The following is a 19171-nucleotide window of genomic DNA, read 5'->3' as shown; positions in this document are numbered from 1 at the left end:
TTTAGGAGAAGTATAACGGGCAAAGGTTAACAGAGTTAGCCGATCAACTCCGAGCACAGATCAAACCGGTTATGTGTCATCAGATGCACTTTGCCATGCAGTTTCATCATCTCGTCAAAGATCTTTTTGGAAAGGGCAAAGCCTACCTCTTTTTCTTTTTCTGCCCCGTCCATGCTTGCAAGGTTCATCTCATCGATGATCACTTTTGGCACATGGATACCGGGCACTTTGTCGTTGATGAAGTTGGCTGTCTTGGCCGCCACGAGAGGAAACTGTCCCAAAATCAGCTGCGCCTCTTTGGCGGTGTCGCGGATACTAAGCGCTTTGGCCTCTTCAAAAATTTCTAACAATTCTTTGGCGTTTTCAAGATCATACACCGGCTGCGTGATGATGGCCCGTGCACCATAATCAAGTTTTTTAACAATTCGTTTTTGAAGTTTTTTCATATCTTTGGCATAGGCATTGCTTACTGCAAACGGATAGATCGGCTTAGGGGCGGGGTTGAGCGGTTTGTTGGAGTAGTCTACGCCACGGTTTAGATGGTAGATGATGCTCAAAAGCAGCGTCGAATCACGCTCCAAAACACCCTTAACCTCGGGCTGATCAGAGTATTTGGCCGGATCACCCGTGAGCGCCAGGATGCAGCGCACGTCAAAATCGTTGGCACCGAGCACCTCAGACTGCAAGGAGAGTTTGTTTTTGTCTCTCATGCTCATAGTCGCTATGACCGGTTTTCCGAAAGTCTGCTGGAGTCTAATGGCAGAAAGGACACCGGACATCTTGAGTTTTGCCAGCGGATTGTCTGTACAAGAAAAGCCCGATACTTTTGAAGCAAGATTGCTGGCTTTGATCATCTGGATAATCGGATCAAGCGATGCGCCGTGGGGCGGATTGACCTCTACGGTGATGAAAGGCTGGTCGTTGTGAAGGTTTTTACAGAAAGTTTCAAACATCTTGTGATGTGCCTTTTATAGGGATTTTTGGTTAGTTGGATATAATTTTATCCAAATTTTACATAAGACTTATTGGCTTGCGTCATTCCAGACCCGAATGGAAATCCAGAGTTTGGATCCCCGGGTCAAGCCCGAGGATGACGGGCAATATGCGAAAGAGGGTATAAGATGTCAAAACTGGCAGTATTTGATTTTGATTCGACGTTGATGGACGGGGAGACCATCGACTTTTTGGCAGCACCCCTGGGGCTTGAAGCGCAGGTAGCGGCGATCACAGAGCGTGCGATGGCGGGAGAATTGGACTTTTACAAATCCCTTAGGGCCAGAGTGGCGCTGCTCGAAGGGCTTGAAGCCTCAAAAGTCGATGAGATCTGTGCCGATCTGCCGATGATGCCGGGCGCTGCGGAAGTGGTAGCGGGACTCAAAGCAAAAGGCTACACGGTGGTGTGTTTCTCCGGCGGATTTAGAAACGCCACCAAACCTGTGTGCCGGAAGCTTGGCATCCATGCGGAATTTTCCAACTTTTTGCATACAGAAAACGGCGTCTTAACCGGACAGGTAGGCGGAGAGATGATGTACTCCAATGCCAAAGGCGATATGATCGTACGTCTTCAGGGATTGCTGGGCATAGGACGCGAAGATACGCTGGTAGTCGGTGACGGCGCGAACGATCTGAGTATGTTTGCCTATGCCGATACCCGTGTGGCATTCTGCGCCAAACCCATCCTCAAAGAAGCGGCGACGCACTGCGTAGATGTGAAAGATTTAAGAGAGATTTTGAAGATTGTTTGATGTTTAAACGTGATTTGCCCCAACAAATAGTCTCAAAACCAAAGTTAGACTTCAATTGTATATCGGGCAGTATTTGGTCTGTCTGAAACCTTTGATGGCGGTTGGTTATTCCCTCGTCCCCAAACTCCGGATTGGAGATGAGAGGATATTACAAATTGCCATATTTCTTATCTTCCCTTTTGTCTTGGCGTCTAAGCCATATATACGGCACACAAGAGCAGAAAGATAGAATGCCCGTTATGTTATAATATCCGCAGTAAATACGGGAGGGCAGGGTTTGGACCGTCAAAACAAATGCAGCATTGCAGGGATTGTCAAGCAGCTAACAGCCTATAAAGATGCATTGATATTAGGTAATATTATTGCGCTATTGGCAGCGTTTTTGGTTGTTATTATCCCGCTGTTTATCCCGATCCTTGTCGATGAACTGCTTTTGGGTAAACCGCATGGCTATATCGCCTGGATAGAGGCGAACTTATGGCAAAGCGATACTAAAGGGTATATATTTGCCATTTTAATTTTAATCCTAATGCTTCGCCTGCTAAGCACCGTACTCTCAATCATGCAAACAAAAATATTTATTTCTATATCAAAAAATATTACATACCAAATGAGAGTTTCTTTACTTAACCATCTTAAGAGAGTTTCGCTCAAGGCGTATGAGATGATGCGTGTAGGATCGGTAACATCCAAGCTGGTAACGGATGTAGAAACGATTGATAGCTTTGTAAGCTCAACGATCTCTAGGCTGATCATAGCATCTTTAACGCTCTTTTTTTCTGCAATTGTTTTACTGTGGATTCACTGGCAGTTGGCACTTTTTATTTTAATAACCAATCCTCTGGTTGTTTTTTTTACGGCCAGATTGTCTAGAAATATAGGAAGATTAAAAAAAGAGGAAAACAAAGCTGTTGAGGTGTTTCAATCCTCACTTACGGAGACACTTGAACTTTTTCATCAAATACGGGCTGCCAATAAGGAAAATTATTTTTTCGGTAAGAGCGAAGAGAAAGCTAAGATGCTTAAAGAGCATGCCATTGCATTTGGATATAAAAGTGATGCAGCGATACGCTATTCGTATCTTATCCTTTTGGGCGGATACGAGATATTTAGGGCAGCGAGTATTCTTGCGGTGGCTTACAGCGATCTAAGCGTGGGACTTATGCTGGCTATTTTCTCCTATCTTTGGGTCATGGTTACGCCTACGCAGGATATTATTAATTTTCAGTATTCGCTTTCTACGGCAAAAGCAGCGTGTGATCGTATCAACGAAATCTATGCATTAAAGCAGGAGACCCTAAGGAAGGAGAATATAAATCCGTTTAAGGAAAGAAGAGCTTTAGACGTTGAAGTGAAAAATCTCGCTTTTTCGTATATAGACGGGAAGAATATATTAGAAAATATCACTATGAGGATTAAAGAGGGCGAAAAGGTTGCCATTGTCGGTGCAAGCGGAAGCGGAAAAACCACTTTAGCCAATATTCTTGTGGGATTTTATCCGCCCAATGAGGGTGATATTTTATATGGAGGCGTATCGGGTAAAAACTTAAAACTCTCAACGATTAGAGAAAATATTCATTTGATTTTACAGCATCCTAAACTCTTTAATGATACAATGCGTTTCAATTTAACACTTGGTAAAGGCTATAGTGATGCATTGGTGCAAAAAGCACTTGAAATTGCGCAGCTTACAGAAGTGGTTAATGGGTTAAGCGAAGGGCTTGATACGCGTATTGGAAAAGACGGTATAAAACTGAGCGGCGGTCAGCGGCAGCGTGTTGCTATCGCAAGAATGGTATTGAGTAATCCCAAGATAGTAATTTTTGATGAGTCTACTTCAGCGTTAGATGTTCATACGGAAGCCAAACTTTTCAGGGCATTGCAGGAATTTTTAAAAGAAAAAACAGTCATTACTATCGCTCACAGATTGAGCACTATACAAAATGCAGCATTTATTTATGTGATTGAAGATGGACGAATGACCGACAGCGGTACGCCTGAAGCACTTTTAAAAAAGGACGAGAGTTACTTTAGTAAAATGATATAAAAAGGGGTATTGTATGCTCTTTTGTTTTAAGGGATATATATGGATATTTTTCAAGCAATTATAATCGGGATTATTGAAGGTTTTACCGAATTTTTACCTATTTCTTCGACAGGGCACATGATAGTGGCGAGTCATTTTTTGGGAATTTCACAAAATAATCTAACCAAAGCTTATGAAGTGATTATACAATTTGCTGCGATTTTGGCTGTGATGATTATCTATAGAGAAAAGTTCAGTTTTGAAAAAAATGAACTTTGGCAAAAGCTTCTCTTGGCTTTTTTCCCTTTGGCCATAGTGGGCTTTCTTTTTAAAGACGAGGTCAAAGCACTTTTTACTGTGCAAATTGTCGCATGGATGTTCATTGTAGGCGGGGTTGTGTTTTTGGCGGTAGAGTATTTTTATAAAAACAAACAAATCCATCTTGCAGATGTTGAGGAAGTAAGCTACAGACAGGCATTCTGGATAGGAATAGCCCAAATATTTTCTTTGATTCCGGGAACCAGCAGGGCCGGAGCTACGATCATTGGCGGTTTATTGGTTGGGCTAGACAGAAAAACATCTTCGGAGTTTTCTTTTTTGCTTGCCATTCCTGTTATGATGGCAGTAAGCGGATATGATCTGCTAAAACATTACCATGAGTTTGCCGATGCACACTGGATGGCGTTCATTGTAGGTTTTGTCGTTGCTTTTATAGTGGCATACGCTACGATTAAACTTTTTTTAACTTTTTTGCAACATTTTACATTTGTGGCATTTGGTGTATATCGTATTGTTTTTGGAGCGGTTTTGTTGGCGTTGTTTTAGTTTGCAAAACAAAAAGAGTTGAATTTATAAAAGTTCTTGCGAGGACTTTATTTAAGTTCAAAATCTATTTGAACATTGACATGAAGGTAAAATATGAAATTTAGTGATTTTGATTTTCATCCTGACCTCTTTAAAGGGATAAAAATAGCAGGATTTAAAGAACCAAGTCCCATTCAGAAGATGGCGATACCTATCGTTGCAAACGGGAGCGATATGGTAGGGCAGGCCCATACGGGCACAGGAAAAACAGCAGCATTTGGTCTGCCGATTATAGATAAAATTGCCAAAGGTGAAATAGAGCGCGCACTGGTAATTACCCCGACAAGAGAGTTGGCTACACAGGTAGCCGATGAACTTTACCATTTGGGGCGTTTTGCCGGCATAAGAACTTTGACTGTTTATGGCGGGGTAGGATACGGGAGACAGATAGCTCTGATTCATAAGGGGGTACAGATTGTTGTGGCTACACCCGGCAGACTTAAAGATCTTTATAAAAAAGGAAAAATAGAGACATTCAATCCAGAGATTGTCGTTTTGGATGAAGCTGACGAGATGCTCGATATGGGATTTTTGGATGAGATCAAAGAGATATTTGAATATATTCCTCAAAACAGACAAACGTTGCTTTTTTCTGCTACGATGCCCGAACCGATCAAGGCATTGGCAAATGATATTTTATATAAACCGGAATTTATTTCAGTGGTGGACCAAGAGGAGACAACAAACAATATAATCGACCAACGCTATTATGTGATTAACGAAGAACAAAGAGATGAAGCGTTGGTGAGATTGCTTGAAACAGAAGAGACGAACAAGTGTCTTGTGTTTTGTCGCATGAAACGTGAGGTTGAACGAGTGGCGGAGCATCTTGAAGCCATGGGATTCAATGCTAAAGGACTTCATGGAGATATGGAGCAAATAGAGAGAGACGAAGTCGTCAAGGCGTATAGAAAAGGACAAGTGAAGATCATGGTTGCAACAGACGTGGCAGCACGGGGACTTGATGTAAAAGATGTCACTCATGTATTTAACTACCACATCCCTTTTGATCCGCAAAGCTATGTTCACCGTATCGGTCGCACGGGACGTGCAGGCAAAAGCGGTCAAGCCATTACCCTTGTTACAACTGAAGAGTTTAGGGAACTTCAGCGTATTCAAAAAGAGGTAGGGGCGCATATGCGTTTGTCTACTATAGAAGGAGGTGAAGGCATCGATGAGTCCGGCCGTGAGTATTTGGCCGAACAGATCAGAGATATTCCTATTCATCCTGATGCTTCTGCAATGGTAGAATTTATGGGAGAGATGGACCAACAGATTTTGCTAGAAAAACTTATGTCTCGCATCATTGAACAAGAACATCACGCGATGACTTCCCGTATAGGGTTTGATCAGGGGATGGTAGACGATATGATGCAAAATTATGCAGATGAGCAGAAAGTTACGAGACAGAACAATCGAAGAAAAAAAAGAAGATAATTATTTTTTTTACCTTGAAACAAGCAAAAGTGTTTTAAAATTTCGTTACAAATTTGAAATAAGGTTGTCTTAGATGGATATAGTGGGCGAAAGCATTAAATTTATGGTGCTGGGAATGTTAGTGGTATTTACCTTTCTTTACGTTCTCGTTGTACTAATGGGTTTTCAGGCAAAAATTATTAAAAAATTTTTTCCTGAAAAAAAGCAGCCAATTGCTTCTTCTGCTTCGAGTACTGCCTCTGGCGGGACGGCAGAGGATGAATCGCGCCGTATCGCAGCAATCATCGCAGCAGTCTCAGAGTTTCGTAAAAATTAATCATACATAAGGTATCGTAAATGGCTAAAAAATATATTGATGTAATGGATACAACTTTCAGGGATGGTTTTCAATCTGTCTTTGGCGGTCGTGTGCTTATGAATGATTTCTTTCCTGCAGTAGAAGCAGCAAAGAAAGCAGGGATTACACATTTTGAGTTTGGTGGTGGCGCAAGATTTCAATCACTCTTTTTCTATCTGCAGGAGAATGCTTTTGAAATGATGGATGGTTTTAGGGAAATCGTGGGGCCTGATGTAAACCTGCAGGTGCTTTCTCGGGGCATTAATACCGTTATGCTTGATACCGGAAGCCGCGAAATGATTGAGCTATTTGCTAAAATGTTCAAAAAGCACGGCACAACAACTGTACGTAACTTTGACGCGCTCAATGATGTCAACAATCTTGCCTATAGTGCAGAGTGTATTAAAAAATATGATATGAATCATGAAGTAGTTGTAACAATGATGGACTTGCCTCCGGGATGCAAGGGCGCGCATGATGTAACTTTTTATGAGAATACATTGAGAAATATTTTGGATAGCGGCATTCCATTTGACAGCGTATGCTTTAAGGATGCATCAGGCACCGCAAATCCTCATAAGGTTTATGAAACCATCTATATGGCACGAAAATTGTTGGGTGAAAGTGTGCATTTGAGATTGCATACCCACGAGACGGCAGGAGTATCAGTGGCATCTTATCTTGCCGCACTTGAGGCCGGAGCCAATGGTATAGATATGGCAGCTTCGCCTGTAAGCGGAGGAACTTCGCAACCGGATATCCTTACCATGCTGCATGCTACAAAAGGAAGCAATTACAATCTTGGCGATTTGCAATTGGACAAAGTACTCAAATATGAAGAAACGCTTAAAGCGTGTTTGGCTGATTATATGATTCCTCCTGAAGCAACACAGGTATCGCCTTTGATTCCATTTTCTCCAATGCCCGGCGGTGCCCTTACTGCCAATACACAAATGATGAGAGATTCAGGAGAATTGGACAGATTTGATGAAGTGATTGCTGCGATGAAAGAGGTCGTAGAGCGTGGAGGATATGGGACATCTGTAACACCGGTGAGCCAGTTTTATTGGCAGCAAGCATATGCAAACGTAATGTTTGGTCCATGGAAGCAGATTGCTCCGGGATATGGACGGATGGTGCTTGGTTATTTTGGAAAGACTCCCGTAAAGGCAGATGATGAAATTATCAAACTTGCAAGTGAAAAACTTGGGTTGGAGCCTACCACAGAAAATCCTTTGGATATTGCAGACCGCGATGAAACAAAGTCGATTGCGTATTGGACTAAAGCACTTCAAAATGAGGGCTTAAAAACAAGTGAAGAGAATATTTTTATTGCAGGAGCATGTGATAAAAAAGGAATTGCGTTCTTGAAGGGGGAAAGTCCTCTCATGGTAAGAAAAGGTAAACATAAAAGTGGAGAAACTCAAATGGCAGGAAATTATAAAGTAGTAGTAGATGGAAAACAATACGATGTTCAGGTAATAGAGGGTGATGCAAACATCGAAATTAAGGAAGTTTCGGTTGTTACGGCCCCAGAAAAATTAACTGTTCCGGCAGGGAGTACAGAAAGCACTGTTACGGCCCCAGAAAAATTAACTGTTCCGGTGGGAGGCGCAGGAAGTATTGAGATACATTCTCAGACACCAGGAACCGTTTGGAAGATTTTAGCCAATCCAGGCGACAGCATCAAAGAGGGAGAAAAGATTATGATCCTTGAAGCAATGAAAATGGAAATAGATATCGTAGCGCCCATAGATGGTGTAATTGCTTCCATTAATGTCAAAGTGAATGATAGCGTGATAGACGGACAACTTTTGGCAACAATGGAGTAGCGATGAAGATAAAACATCTCTTTTTTTCGATACTGATTGCCTTTGTTGCATCGGTTTCTTCTTTGCAGGCGTCAGGCACAACCCAAACAGAACAATCCCAGACTGATGTATATGTTGAAAAATCAATTAGCCAATTAGCTTCTAGTTTTTATGATACTACAGGTCTCAAGGCAATGGTTTCCCCAAAAGAAGAAGTAACCAATGGCGAAGGTGAAAAGATGAGTCTTTTTGCCCAGAGTTGGGGTCGATTGATCATGTTTATAATTATTTTTCTTCTTTTTTATCTGGCCATCGCAAAAGGGTTTGAGCCATTATTGCTGTTGCCGATTGCTTTTGGTGGACTGCTCGCCAATATTCCTGTTGCCAATATGACAGGTGATCACGGAATGCTTGGTATTATCTACAACATGGGTATTGCCAATGAGTTTTTCCCTTTGCTCATCTTTATGGGAGTTGGAGCAATGACTGATTTTGGTCCATTGCTTGCCAATCCCAAAACAGCCCTTTTGGGAGGTGCAGCACAATTTGCTATTTTTGGATCGTTGGTTGGAGCTGCAGCGCTTTCTCAATATACAGGATTGGTTAATTTCTCATTACAGCAATGTTCGGCGATCAGCATTATTGGCGGAGCAGATGGCCCGACATCTATCTTTATTGCTTCAAAATTGGCGCCTGAACTTATGGGGGCTATCGCTGTAGCAGCTTATTCCTATATGGCACTTGTTCCGGTTATTCAGCCTCCGATTATGAAGGCGCTAACAACAAAAGAGGAACGTCGAATTGTGATGAAGCCAACACGGAAAGTGCATAAACTTGAAAAATTAATTTTTCCATTGCTTGTAATCACGATGACATTTCTCGTTTTACCCGATGCCGCACCGCTTATCGGAGCATTTGTGTTTGGAAATTTTGCCAAAGAATCCGGCGTAGTTGATAGGCTGAGCAATGAAATGCAAAACTCATTGATCAATATCGTAACCATCTTCTTGGGTCTTGGTGTCGGGTCCAAGCTTGCATCGGACAAATTCCTTGTGATGGAAACGTTGGGGATTATGATTATCGGCCTTTTTGCGTTTGCCGCAGGTACTGCCGCAGGCGTTTTGATGGCCAAGCTGATGAATAAGTTTTCAAAAGAACCGATCAATCCGCTCATTGGTGCAGCAGGAGTTTCAGCTGTGCCGATGGCAGCAAGAGTTGCAAGTAAAGTAGGTTCTGAAGCAAGACCTGGAAATATTCTACTCATGCATGCAATGGGGCCAAACGTTGCAGGCGTAATAGGATCAGCTGTTGCAGCAGGTGTATTGCTGTCGATATTTAAATAAAACAAAGAGGATATAATGAGTATTAAGACGCCCAGGGGGCTTGAAAAACTAGGATTAAAAAATATTAAAGAGATATATTATAATTTAAGTTTTGATGAACTTCAAGCGCATGAAGTTAATCGTGGAGAGTGTAAAATCTCTACATCAGGCACAGCTATTTGTGATACGGGTATCTTTACAGGAAGAAGTCCTAAAGATAAATATTTTGTTAACCAAGAACCATCCAATAAACACATTGCATGGGGAAATGTGAATAAGCCTATTGAAAAAAAGATATTTAGTGAACTTTTTGATCTTGCAAAAAAAGAACTTTCAGGAAAAAATATTTACATCAACGATGTATATGCCGGCGCAAGTAAAGAAAGTCGAAGATCTATTCGCTTTATTACTGAAGTGGCTTGGCAGGCACATTTTGTAACCAATATGTTTATTCGGCCGACTCAAGACGAACTGGAAAATTTTGAACCCGACTTTACAGTCTACAATGCATGTAAAACAGTAGATGAAAACTACAAAGCACATGGTTTAAATTCTGATGTATTTGTTGTTTTTGATATCGAAGATGCCATTTGTGTAATCGGCGGTACCTGGTATGGCGGAGAGATGAAAAAAGGTATCTTCTCGATGATGAATTATTGGTTGCCTCTTGAAAATAAACTTCCCATGCACTGTTCGGCCAATGTGGGCAAAAATGGTGATGTTTGTCTTTTCTTTGGTCTTTCGGGCACGGGAAAAACAACGCTTTCGACTGATCCAAACAGAGCGCTTATAGGCGACGATGAGCATGGTTGGGACAATAACGGCGTTTTCAATTTTGAAGGCGGCTGTTATGCGAAAGTAATCAATCTGGACCCCAAAAGCGAACCGGAGATTTATGGTGCTATCAGAAAAGATGCCCTTTTGGAAAATGTTGTTTATGATGATAATGGAACGGTTGATTATTCTGATGCTTCTAAAACGGAAAACACCAGAGTTTCATATCCTATTGAACATATTGAAAATTATCAAGTGGGACTTCAAGCGGGGCATCCAAGCAACATAATCTTTCTTACAGCAGATGCATTTGGTGTGCTTCCTCCGGTAAGCAAGCTTACCAAAGAGCAGGCAATGTACTATTTCCTTAGCGGATATACTGCTAAAGTGGCCGGTACCGAAAGAGGGATCACGGAGCCTGTGGCAACTTTTTCTGCCTGTTTTGGTGAAGCCTTTCTACCGTTGCATCCAACGGTATATGCTAAACTTTTGGGCGAAAAAATAGATAAACACGGTGTCAATGTTTATTTAGTGAATACCGGTTGGACAGGAGGCTCTTACGGAAAAGGAAAACGCATGAGCATCAAAGATACCAGAGCCTGCATAGAAGGAATTCTTAACGGCTCAATCAATGAGGCACAGTTCGATACTCTTCCTATTTTCAATCTTGCCATACCCAAGGCACTAGACGGTGTAAATGATAATGCCATACTTAATCCAAGAGAGACATGGAAAGATAAAACCAAATATGATGCAATGCTTACAAAATTGGCAAGCATGTTCCAAGAAAACTTCCGTCGTTACGACGATAGGGGCGGTGAATTTGACTATGCTTCCGCCGGCCCTCAACTTTAAATTCTCTTGTTTTACAAAGATTCTCTACAGGAGGGTCTTTGCACTTATGTGACTCTAAGAAATCTAGAGTATAGTTCCATATATCAAAGTCTAAAGGAAAAGCAAATGGATGTAAACAAAATTAGAAAAGTATGCAGACCAATTAGAATTGCAGTAGGGCTTGTATTGATCGGTGCAGGCGTTTATACCGGCATTAAATGGTTCTATCTTGGGATTATCCCATTGATTGCAGGGCTTTCAAACTTTTGTCCGCTTTGTATTATTACTAAAAAGTGTGACACTGAAATAAAATAAAAAACACGAACAAGTATCAACTTGTTCGTGTTGATCTTCTCCTTCTCTATTAATTATCACAAAGATATATCTTTAAATAAGTGTTAAAAGATAATTTTGTATTATTAAAGAGCTTTCAAAGACACTCAAAAATTTAGTGATATTAAGTGTATTTCAATACATTTCATAAGAATGTATCGATGTGTACTGTAGGTAAAAACAGGTTCAACGGGAACAATATAAAAGAATATTATAAATTTTAAAGATATCAACAGCTAGATTAATTTAACCTTGGGATAAAAACATGAATAAAGAAATTTTAGAAAATATAAAAGAGCTAGAAGATCACTTGGTAAGGCATACTGAAGGAATGGATCTTGGGGTGCATCCTTATGAAATTGCTGATCTGCTTGTGGAGGTTAAAGAAGAGAGTGAAGAAGCGTATAATGATTTTCTTCAAAAACTGCCAAAAGATCTTTTAGCAGAGGTATTGGTCGAGCTTCCAAAAACACTTCAAGAAGAAATCTATGAACATTATGGGGCCAAAGAGCTTGCTACTTTGGCAGAATTTTTGGATACCGATGAAGCGGCCGACCTGATCTTGCATATCGAAGAGCTGGATGAAGAAAAGGCTGACGAAGTTCTTTCGAATCTTTCAGACGAAGACAGAGGAACCATCGAAGAGCTTATTTCCTATGATGAGGATGAGGCGGGCGCCTATATGCAAACTGAGCTTTTTGATGCACATTTGGATGAAACGATCGGAGATTCGGTCAGACGCCTTAAACGCTTGAAAGAAAACAATGAGATTGATAATGTGCATCATGTATTTGTTGTGGATGAGAAGAAAAAATTTATCGGGATGATTCCTTTGGAAGATTTGATCCTTCATGGCCCCAAAGAGGTGTACAAAGATGTGATTGAAGAAGGGATGATTACGGTTTCTGTTGATTCGCATGAAGAGATTAAAAATGTAGTAGAAGTAGTAAGCAATTATGACTTGAGTGTTATCGCTGTTGTTAATGAAAAAGGTATGCTGCTTGGGCGTATTACATCGGATGATATTTATGATATTATAGAAGAAGGGGCAACTGAGCAGATTTATAATTTGGCAGGGGTCAATGATGAGGCTGAACAAGAAGAAAGTGTATGGAAAATAGGAAAATCCAGAGGAGTGTGGCTGGGGCTTAATCTTTTAACCGCAATTGCTGCATCTTCGGTAATAGGATTATTTGATGCTACCATACAGTCTATAGTGGCGCTTGCAGTATTGATGCCTATTGTTGCTTCTATGGGAGGCAATGCGGGAACGCAGACACTAACCGTAACCGTAAGGCAGATGGCATTGGGAGATATTGAAGCCGATGAAGCAAAAGAGACAATTGTCAAAGAGGTACTTGTTTCTTTGATGAATGGAGCGGTTTATTCTGTGGTGATGGGTATTATTGCTTATGCGTGGTTTCAGATGCCTATGTTGGGCGTAGTGATTGCTGCTGCGATGCTGATCAATCTTTTTTCTGCAGGATTTTTTGGGGCAGTTATCCCTCTTGCATTGAAAAAATTTGGCGTGGATCCCGCCATTGGATCGACAGTGCTTTTAACAACCGTGACAGATGTTGTAGGATTTTTCAGTTTCTTGGGATTGGCAACTTTGATTTTGCTATAAGGAAAATAAAGTATGGATGAAGAAAATCAGATAGAAAAAAGTAAACCTTATCTTTGGAAATATTATATTGAAGACTATTGGGATATCGTTCTAGGCGCAATAGCTATTAGTGTGGCTATTTTAATGCACAAAAATGGCAATATGGGGATGGCTGTTGCATTTGCAGCCGTTGGTATCGCCGCACTTTCATTGACTGTTGCCGAGGTAGCAGAGATCCTTTCTGAGAGACTTGTGGAACCTTACGCAAGTATGGTACTTACCTTCAGTGCGGTTATTGTAGAGATCGTTCTTTTGTATATTATTTTACTTGAGGCGGTGCATTCTCCTGAAGTTATAGAGACAGTTAAGGGGGGCATCATCTCTGCGGTCATTGTAGACATGAATGTACTTTTGGGGCTCGCCGTATTTATTGGCGGACTTAAATTTACCGAACAAGAACACAATAAGGAGACCTCCAGTACTTACACTACAATATTGTTTGTGACGGCATTAGCTCTTTTGGTTCCAAGTCTTTTAAGTCAAACAGAGCATGGCAGCGAGGCAACCAGAGAAGCGAGCAGTATTATCGCTGGAGTGTTGATGCTTTTTTATATCATCATGTTTATTTTTCAAACAAGAACCCATACGCATTTTTTTCAGGCAACAGCCAAGAGTAGATTTTTTAGACTTAAAAGAAAACTGAGAGACGAAGGGCAGGAGATTGACGAAAATGAACACAGCGGTTACGTTTTTGAAAAGTTTAACAATTTGGGTAATTTTGTTATGATTTTTATTTTGATTGGTGTAATTGCTTTGGGTGCAGAGGTGTTTGCAACCGATGGAGTCGCTCTTGCCAAAGAATATGGGGTGTCTGCAGGACTTTCGGGTTTAATGATCGCCATTGTCGCTGTTGCCCCAGAAATATTTACGGCAATTAAAGCAGCCAGAAATGATCAGATTCAAAGGGTTGTGAATATTGCCATGGGCGCCTCGACAGTATCTATTCTTTTGACGGTACCCGTGCTGCTGGCAATGGCATATATGAGCGGGATCGATCTTTTTTTGAATTTTAATCCCCTTCAGATAGGCGCGTTGATTATGACGATTATTTTAGCTTGGAAGAGCACCGAAGAAGGGCAGACAAACTATTTTGAGGGGATGTCGCATTTGATGTTCTTTGTGTGTTATGCCATTATTGCTGCTTATTATTGAAGACGGATGCCATATATCCGGCTATAATTACGATACTTAAATACGAAAAGAGTTATTATGTCATTTGCTACTTTAGGATTATCTGATGAAATCTTTCACGCCTTGCAAGACAAGGGTTACCAAGAGGCGACAGCCATACAAAAAGCACTTATTCCGGCCATTTTTACGCGCCGCGATATTTTGGCCGGAGCACAAACGGGCACAGGAAAAACAGCAGGTTTTGTCCTCCCTATTCTTCAATCACTCTTCTTAAATTTTGAAACAGGCAAACATTACCCCAAAGCACTCATCTTGGTGCCAACGCGTGAACTTGCAAAGCAGGTTCAAGAACAGGTAGCAACCTATGCAAAATATCTTCCTCTTAAAAGTGCCGTGCTTTTCGGAGGGGCCAATTTGCAAACCCAAGCCAATAGACTCAAGGCCGGCTGCGACATTGTTGTAGCTACAAGCGGGCGTTTGCTTGAACATCTGGGTCAAAAAAACATTTCGCTTGAGAGTATTGAATATTTGGTGCTGGACGAGGCTGATACAATTTTGGATATGGGGTTTTTGCATGAAATAACGCAGATACTCTCCCTGCTTCCGCAAAGACGTCAAAATATTCTTATCTCTGCAACACTCTCGGGATCGCTTAAAAGACTCTCCGATCAAATGCTCTATAGACCCAAACTAATAGAGGTTGACAGCATGGGAGCGGGTGCTGCACAAGTCAAACAAATTGTATATCCTGTAGAAAGTGAAAAAAAACTTGAGTTGCTTTCTTACCTTATCGGCTCGCGAAACTATAAGCAAGTGTTGGTTTTTGTGCGTAAAAAAGAGATAGCGGACACGGTAGAAAAAGAACTTAACGAAAGCGGTCTTTATGCCGTATGCATTCATGGAGACAAAACTTCTGGTGTAAGAAGCAGGGCATTGAGTGATTTCAAGGAGGGGAAAGCCAGGGTGCTTGTGGCAACCGATATCGCTGCTAGGGGACTGGATATTCCTGCTCTTGAAGTGGTTATCAACTATGACCTTCCTCATATTGTGCAGGACTACATTCATCGTATCGGCCGCACCGGAAGAGCAGGGAAAAGCGGTTTGGCTATTACTCTTGTTAATGAAAAGGAGATGGTTGCACTCAGGGATGTTGAGCGCATGATGGGAAAAGCTATTGCTCAAGAAAAACTTGAAGGATATGCACCGCATGTGCTTAAAGAACAAAAAGGAGCAAGAAACACAGAAGACAAAAAGAAAAAAGTAGATGGTGCTTTTGGGAAAAAGAAAAAACAAGACAACTCAACCAAGAAAAGAAAAACCACCAAGCGTGACGGATATGCTAAATTTGAAATTTCAAAATCAAAAGAAGAGAATAGAAAACAAGGAAAACCCAAACGCTCATAAGTGAAAGAAAAGTTCCTCTTTATTTTTCCTTTAAAGAAAATTTTCCTATTTCTTCTAAAAACGTAGTTGCATAAGATCCCTTGGGGAGATAAAAGTCTACAGTAAGTTTCTGAGCCTCTTTGTCATAGAGTGTTTTTACATCTTGCGGCCATATCCATGCATATCTTCTATCCCCTTTGAGGCTTCCCATCTCCGTATCGTCATAGGGTTCTTCTAGATGGCAGGCGTCGCTTTGCGCTCTTAAGGCATTGGCGCCGCAGAGCAGTCCGGTAGGAGAAAGTTTGCCTTCTTTGAAGGCTTGCGCACTTTGTATCATATCTTTTATAAAGTTCGGTTTTCCATAAGGATAGGCCATAATTACATCCCCTAAAAAAAGTTTAAAAAATTGCGGCTGTTTTTGAAGTTCTTTGACAAGCTCTAAAGGGTATCTCAATTTTTTTGCAGCAGATTGAGCATCTTCTTTGAAAAGAACAGAAGAGAGTTTGATGCGCGAATGCAGCCATTCGTTAAAAAGATGGCTTTGGTAGGCAGAGACGAGAAGTTTCTCTCTGGATCCTTTGAGTTTTTTCCCGCTATGGGCAATTTCTTTGCCTTGAAGATAGCTTTTGCTGTCCTCTCCGAAGCGTTGGTAGCCAAAGTAGTTGGGAATGCCGTCTGTTTGCATTTTTTGGGCTGTTTTGTTAAAAAGGGATGCATTTTTTTCATTGACGTGGTGCAGCACAATAGAAAAACGATTGCCTTTAAGGTGTCCTATTTTAAGCGGAGCTTTGTTGAAGGTTTTTTCTAAAATTTCTATTTTTTCAGTAGTAAGATTTTTTTTCAGTTCTCGTTCATACTGCTTTGGCAATGAGATATACTGGATGGTTGTTGCGCTTTTGTCTTTAAGTCCTGCATAACCTATATCTTGCTCTTTGAGTCCTGTTGCCTTGGCCAAAACAGTGATGAGCTTCCATGTGCTCATGTCGGTTTTTTTTATTTTTAGTACAAGATAGTTTCCTGAACCGGTAAAAGCATAAAGGGGTATTTCTTCAACAAAAAAACGTTCAATAGTCTGCTTGAAATCAAAAGATATCGGATCGTGGGGGTAGGCATATGTTTTCATAGACGAAGTATACCTAAAAACCTCTCATAAAACATGCAAAGAGAAAAGACTCTTGCGGTTTTTGTTTCATGGATGTTCAAGTATTTCTTTGATGCTATTTTGTTGCATCTTTTTTATTTTTTGTTGCATCTGTTCAGGGGAAGCTATGAATTTATACCCTTTGTAGATAGTAAAAAATCCATAGCCGACAACCAAGAGAGCTGCAAGCTTTATCATTGTTCCCCGCAAGGAACCTTTTTGTAAAAATTTGGTCATAGTACCCAGAAAAAAAAGAGCAGGTATGGTAGCCAAACCAAAAGTTGCCATAACAACAGCACCCCATAAAGGAGAGGCTGTGCTTGCTGCAAAGATGGCAAAAGAGTAGACTAGCCCACAAGGAATCATGCCATTTAATACTCCAAGCAAAAAGAAACTTGCATAGGTTTTGCTTGAGATGAGAGATCTAAATGCTTTTTGAAACCAACCGTTTTTTGAGATAGACCATTCCGCAGAGAGTAAAAACTTAAGATTGCCTACCAGAGAAAGTCCTGCAAGTATCATCAGTACTCCTGTAAGCAAAAAAAGTATCCCTTTGGTTGCGGGAGTAAAAGCAATTGCTTTTCCCAAGAGACCAAAAAAGGCTCCCAGCACAGTATAGGTTGCAACACGACCGAAGTTGTAAGAAAGATGAGAGGCGGTTTGCTGCATCCATGAAGTTTTGGGATCTATTTTACTTGAGCTGTAAGCAACAACTATGCCCCCGCACATGCCGATACAATGACCAACGCTTCCTAAAAAAGCTGTAGCTAGAATGATGAATAAATCAATATTTTCCATGAAAACTCTAATATAGTGAAGAATAGCAGAACTATAGTATTATTTTGTTAAAATAATATTAAGGTTCCATTCTTAAGTATTTTTTGTAGGAAATTTGGTGTTTAAAATCATAAAACGAAATATTTTGAAAATGTTTAGAGAGTTTCTGGTTTATCATCATAGTTCTATGGAGTATAGGGCTAAAATTCTTACATTGATGGTTTCTTCTGATGGCGCAATTGATGAATGCGAAAAACAAAAGCTCAAAGAGATCGCCTGCAGGATATATAACGAAGATACACAGAGGGCAGAATTGCTTGTTGATACGGTTATGGAATATCATAATAAGATAATAACAAGGAACGGATTGGATTTTGACCATCTTGTTTGGCAGGTGGCAAAAGAAACAAAAGAGGTAAGACGTTTCGTTCAAAAGATAGATTTGGAGCTCTTAAAAGAGCTGCACGAGTGCGCAGCGGATGATGAAGAAAATTATCTTTTTCAGGAACGCATTTTGGAGTTTTTGGAAGATTTAAAAGAAGAGTACGGAAAAAAAGATAATGCAAAGATATAAATTTCTTGTGGCCGGTGAAGTGCAAGGTGTATTTTACCGAAAATTTGTTTCTCAATCCATGATGAAAAAGCAGTTTCAAGGGTATATAAAGAATCTTGAAGACGGCACGGTTGAGGTTGTGGCTGTGGTTTTTGATGAGGATTTTGATACGGTGATGAAGATACTTAAAGAAGGCTCTCCTGCAAGCAAGGTAAAGAAAATTACCTATCAAGTCATTCAAGATGCCGATTTTACTACCGACGGTTTTGAGATAAGGTATTGATATGAGCAGCGGATGGGGATGTCAATATATGGGCAGGTATCAAGACCGGGATAACTGGTGCATGAAACTTTCTCATGAATGTGATCCGGGGTGCAAGGGGTGCGTTATCTACAATCAGGTAACTTCCACTCAGCCAAATATCTCCGAAGATCAGCAGAAAAAAGTGAAGAATCGGAGCGATCATCCTCTGAAGAACAGATGAATGTCATCAGGAAATATGTATTTGCTATCTTTGCTATAATACCTTTGAAACTTAACTCCATTTTTAAAAGGAAGAGATACAGATGAACGTAAATGTAGTATGTCCCCATTGTCTTAAAGTGAACCGCGTTCCCAAAAAACAGGGCTACACCAAAGCTAACTGCGGTCATTGTAAAAATTCTTTACTTAACAATAAGCCTGTTGAAGTAGATACGGCAAAGTTTGAGATGTTTTTAGTCAATTCCGATACCCCCCTGGTTGTAGACTTTTGGGCGCCGTGGTGCGGGCCGTGCCGTCAGATGGCTCCGGCATTTGAAGAAGCTGCGCTTAATATGCCATTGAAGGCACAGTTTCTAAAGGTTAATACCGAAGAGGAGGCGCAGCTGGGGGCACGTTTTGGTATCCGAAGTATTCCCACATTGATTCTATTTAAAGACGGCAAAGAAATCGAAAGACTTAGCGGAGCTTTGAGTGCAAGCAGATTGCAAAGCTGGGTGAAACAATATATAGCATAAATGTATCTTATAAAAATCTTGCAGAAATAAAATCAAAA

The 19171-nt window shown here is 40.8% G+C and carries 19 protein-coding genes; 16 read left to right on the top strand and 3 right to left on the bottom strand.

The annotated features are described in order from the left end of the window. Positions 1 to 35: 35 nt before the first annotated feature. Positions 36 to 953 (bottom strand): 5,10-methylenetetrahydrofolate reductase, encoded by a 918-nt coding sequence (locus CFH81_02805; GenBank protein DAB41241.1) that lies wholly within the window; start codon positions 951 to 953, stop codon positions 36 to 38. 168 nt (positions 954 to 1121) lie between these two features. Between CFH81_02805 and serB the strand changes: the two genes are divergently transcribed. The 12 genes from serB to CFH81_02745 all read left to right on the top strand — a co-directional run bounded on the left by serB (position 1122) and on the right by CFH81_02745 (position 15684). Next, positions 1122 to 1745 (top strand): phosphoserine phosphatase SerB, encoded by a 624-nt coding sequence (gene serB, locus CFH81_02800; protein ID DAB41240.1) that lies wholly within the window; start codon positions 1122 to 1124, stop codon positions 1743 to 1745. A gap of 277 nt (positions 1746 to 2022) precedes the next feature. Beyond that, positions 2023 to 3792, top strand: coding sequence for an ABC transporter ATP-binding protein (locus CFH81_02795; GenBank protein ID DAB41239.1), 1770 nt, complete (start codon positions 2023 to 2025; stop codon positions 3790 to 3792). Between the two features lie 39 nt (positions 3793 to 3831). Then, a complete protein-coding gene (locus tag CFH81_02790) occupies positions 3832 to 4596 on the top strand; it encodes an undecaprenyl-diphosphatase (protein DAB41238.1) in 765 nt (254 codons plus the stop codon). Positions 4597 to 4689: 93 nt separating this feature from the next. Then, a complete protein-coding gene (locus CFH81_02785; GenBank protein ID DAB41237.1) occupies positions 4690 to 6072 on the top strand; it encodes a DEAD/DEAH box helicase in 1383 nt (460 codons plus the stop codon). A gap of 73 nt (positions 6073 to 6145) precedes the next feature. Further along, positions 6146 to 6388 (top strand): Na+-transporting oxaloacetate decarboxylase subunit gamma, encoded by a 243-nt coding sequence (locus tag CFH81_02780; protein ID DAB41236.1) that lies wholly within the window; start codon positions 6146 to 6148, stop codon positions 6386 to 6388. Positions 6389 to 6408: 20 nt separating this feature from the next. Next, positions 6409 to 8241, top strand: a complete 1833-nt coding sequence (locus CFH81_02775; GenBank protein DAB41235.1) for a biotin attachment protein — start codon at positions 6409 to 6411, stop codon at positions 8239 to 8241. A 2-nt stretch (positions 8242 to 8243) separates the two neighbouring features. Next, positions 8244 to 9563 (top strand): glutaconyl-CoA decarboxylase subunit beta, encoded by a 1320-nt coding sequence (locus CFH81_02770; protein DAB41234.1) that lies wholly within the window; start codon positions 8244 to 8246, stop codon positions 9561 to 9563. 15 nt (positions 9564 to 9578) lie between these two features. After that, the gene (gene pckA, locus CFH81_02765; protein ID DAB41233.1) at positions 9579 to 11171 is read left to right on the top strand and encodes a phosphoenolpyruvate carboxykinase (ATP); all 1593 of its coding nucleotides are present in this window, start codon (positions 9579 to 9581) and stop codon (positions 11169 to 11171) included. 105 nt (positions 11172 to 11276) lie between these two features. Then, positions 11277 to 11465 (top strand): hypothetical protein, encoded by a 189-nt coding sequence (locus CFH81_02760; protein ID DAB41232.1) that lies wholly within the window; start codon positions 11277 to 11279, stop codon positions 11463 to 11465. 283 nt (positions 11466 to 11748) lie between these two features. Beyond that, entirely contained in the window at positions 11749 to 13110 is a 1362-nt protein-coding gene (gene mgtE / locus CFH81_02755; GenBank protein ID DAB41231.1) for a magnesium transporter, read from the top strand. 12 nt (positions 13111 to 13122) lie between these two features. Next, positions 13123 to 14301, top strand: coding sequence for a sodium:proton exchanger (locus CFH81_02750; GenBank protein DAB41230.1), 1179 nt, complete (start codon positions 13123 to 13125; stop codon positions 14299 to 14301). 57 nt (positions 14302 to 14358) lie between these two features. After that, positions 14359 to 15684, top strand: a complete 1326-nt coding sequence (locus CFH81_02745) for an RNA helicase (GenBank protein ID DAB41229.1) — start codon at positions 14359 to 14361, stop codon at positions 15682 to 15684. Positions 15685 to 15703: 19 nt separating this feature from the next. Here CFH81_02745 and CFH81_02740 read toward each other — a convergent pair whose 3' ends face one another. Together CFH81_02740 and CFH81_02735 are read right to left on the bottom strand one after the other, a co-directional pair. Next, positions 15704 to 16786, bottom strand: a complete 1083-nt coding sequence (locus tag CFH81_02740; protein ID DAB41228.1) for a pseudouridine synthase — start codon at positions 16784 to 16786, stop codon at positions 15704 to 15706. Between the two features lie 66 nt (positions 16787 to 16852). Next, on the bottom strand, positions 16853 to 17602 hold the full coding sequence (locus tag CFH81_02735) for a beta-carotene 15,15'-monooxygenase (GenBank protein ID DAB41227.1): 750 nt from the start codon (positions 17600 to 17602) through the stop codon (positions 16853 to 16855). Between the two features lie 97 nt (positions 17603 to 17699). Here CFH81_02735 and CFH81_02730 point away from each other — a divergent pair, with 97 nt between their 5' ends. The 4 genes from CFH81_02730 (at position 17700) to CFH81_02715 (ending at position 19133) form a co-directional block, all read left to right on the top strand. After that, positions 17700 to 18155, top strand: a complete 456-nt coding sequence (locus CFH81_02730; protein ID DAB41226.1) for a hypothetical protein — start codon at positions 17700 to 17702, stop codon at positions 18153 to 18155. Then, positions 18142 to 18417 carry an acylphosphatase gene (locus CFH81_02725; protein ID DAB41225.1) on the top strand — a complete coding sequence of 92 codons (276 nt, stop codon included), beginning with the start codon at positions 18142 to 18144 and terminating at the stop codon, positions 18415 to 18417. Before CFH81_02730 ends, CFH81_02725 begins: the two co-directional genes overlap by 14 nt. 1 nt (position 18418) lies before the next feature. After that, positions 18419 to 18619, top strand: coding sequence for a hypothetical protein (locus tag CFH81_02720; protein ID DAB41224.1), 201 nt, complete (start codon positions 18419 to 18421; stop codon positions 18617 to 18619). Positions 18620 to 18701: 82 nt separating this feature from the next. Next, positions 18702 to 19133, top strand: a complete 432-nt coding sequence (locus tag CFH81_02715) for a thioredoxin TrxC (protein DAB41223.1) — start codon at positions 18702 to 18704, stop codon at positions 19131 to 19133. Positions 19134 to 19171 lie beyond the last annotated feature (38 nt).

Source organism: Sulfurovum sp. UBA12169, from assembly GCA_002742845.1.
Taxonomy (GTDB): domain Bacteria; phylum Campylobacterota; class Campylobacteria; order Campylobacterales; family Sulfurovaceae; genus Sulfurovum.
The sequence above is the reverse complement of the archived record's forward strand: the minus strand, read 5'-3'. Positions and strand labels throughout refer to the sequence as shown.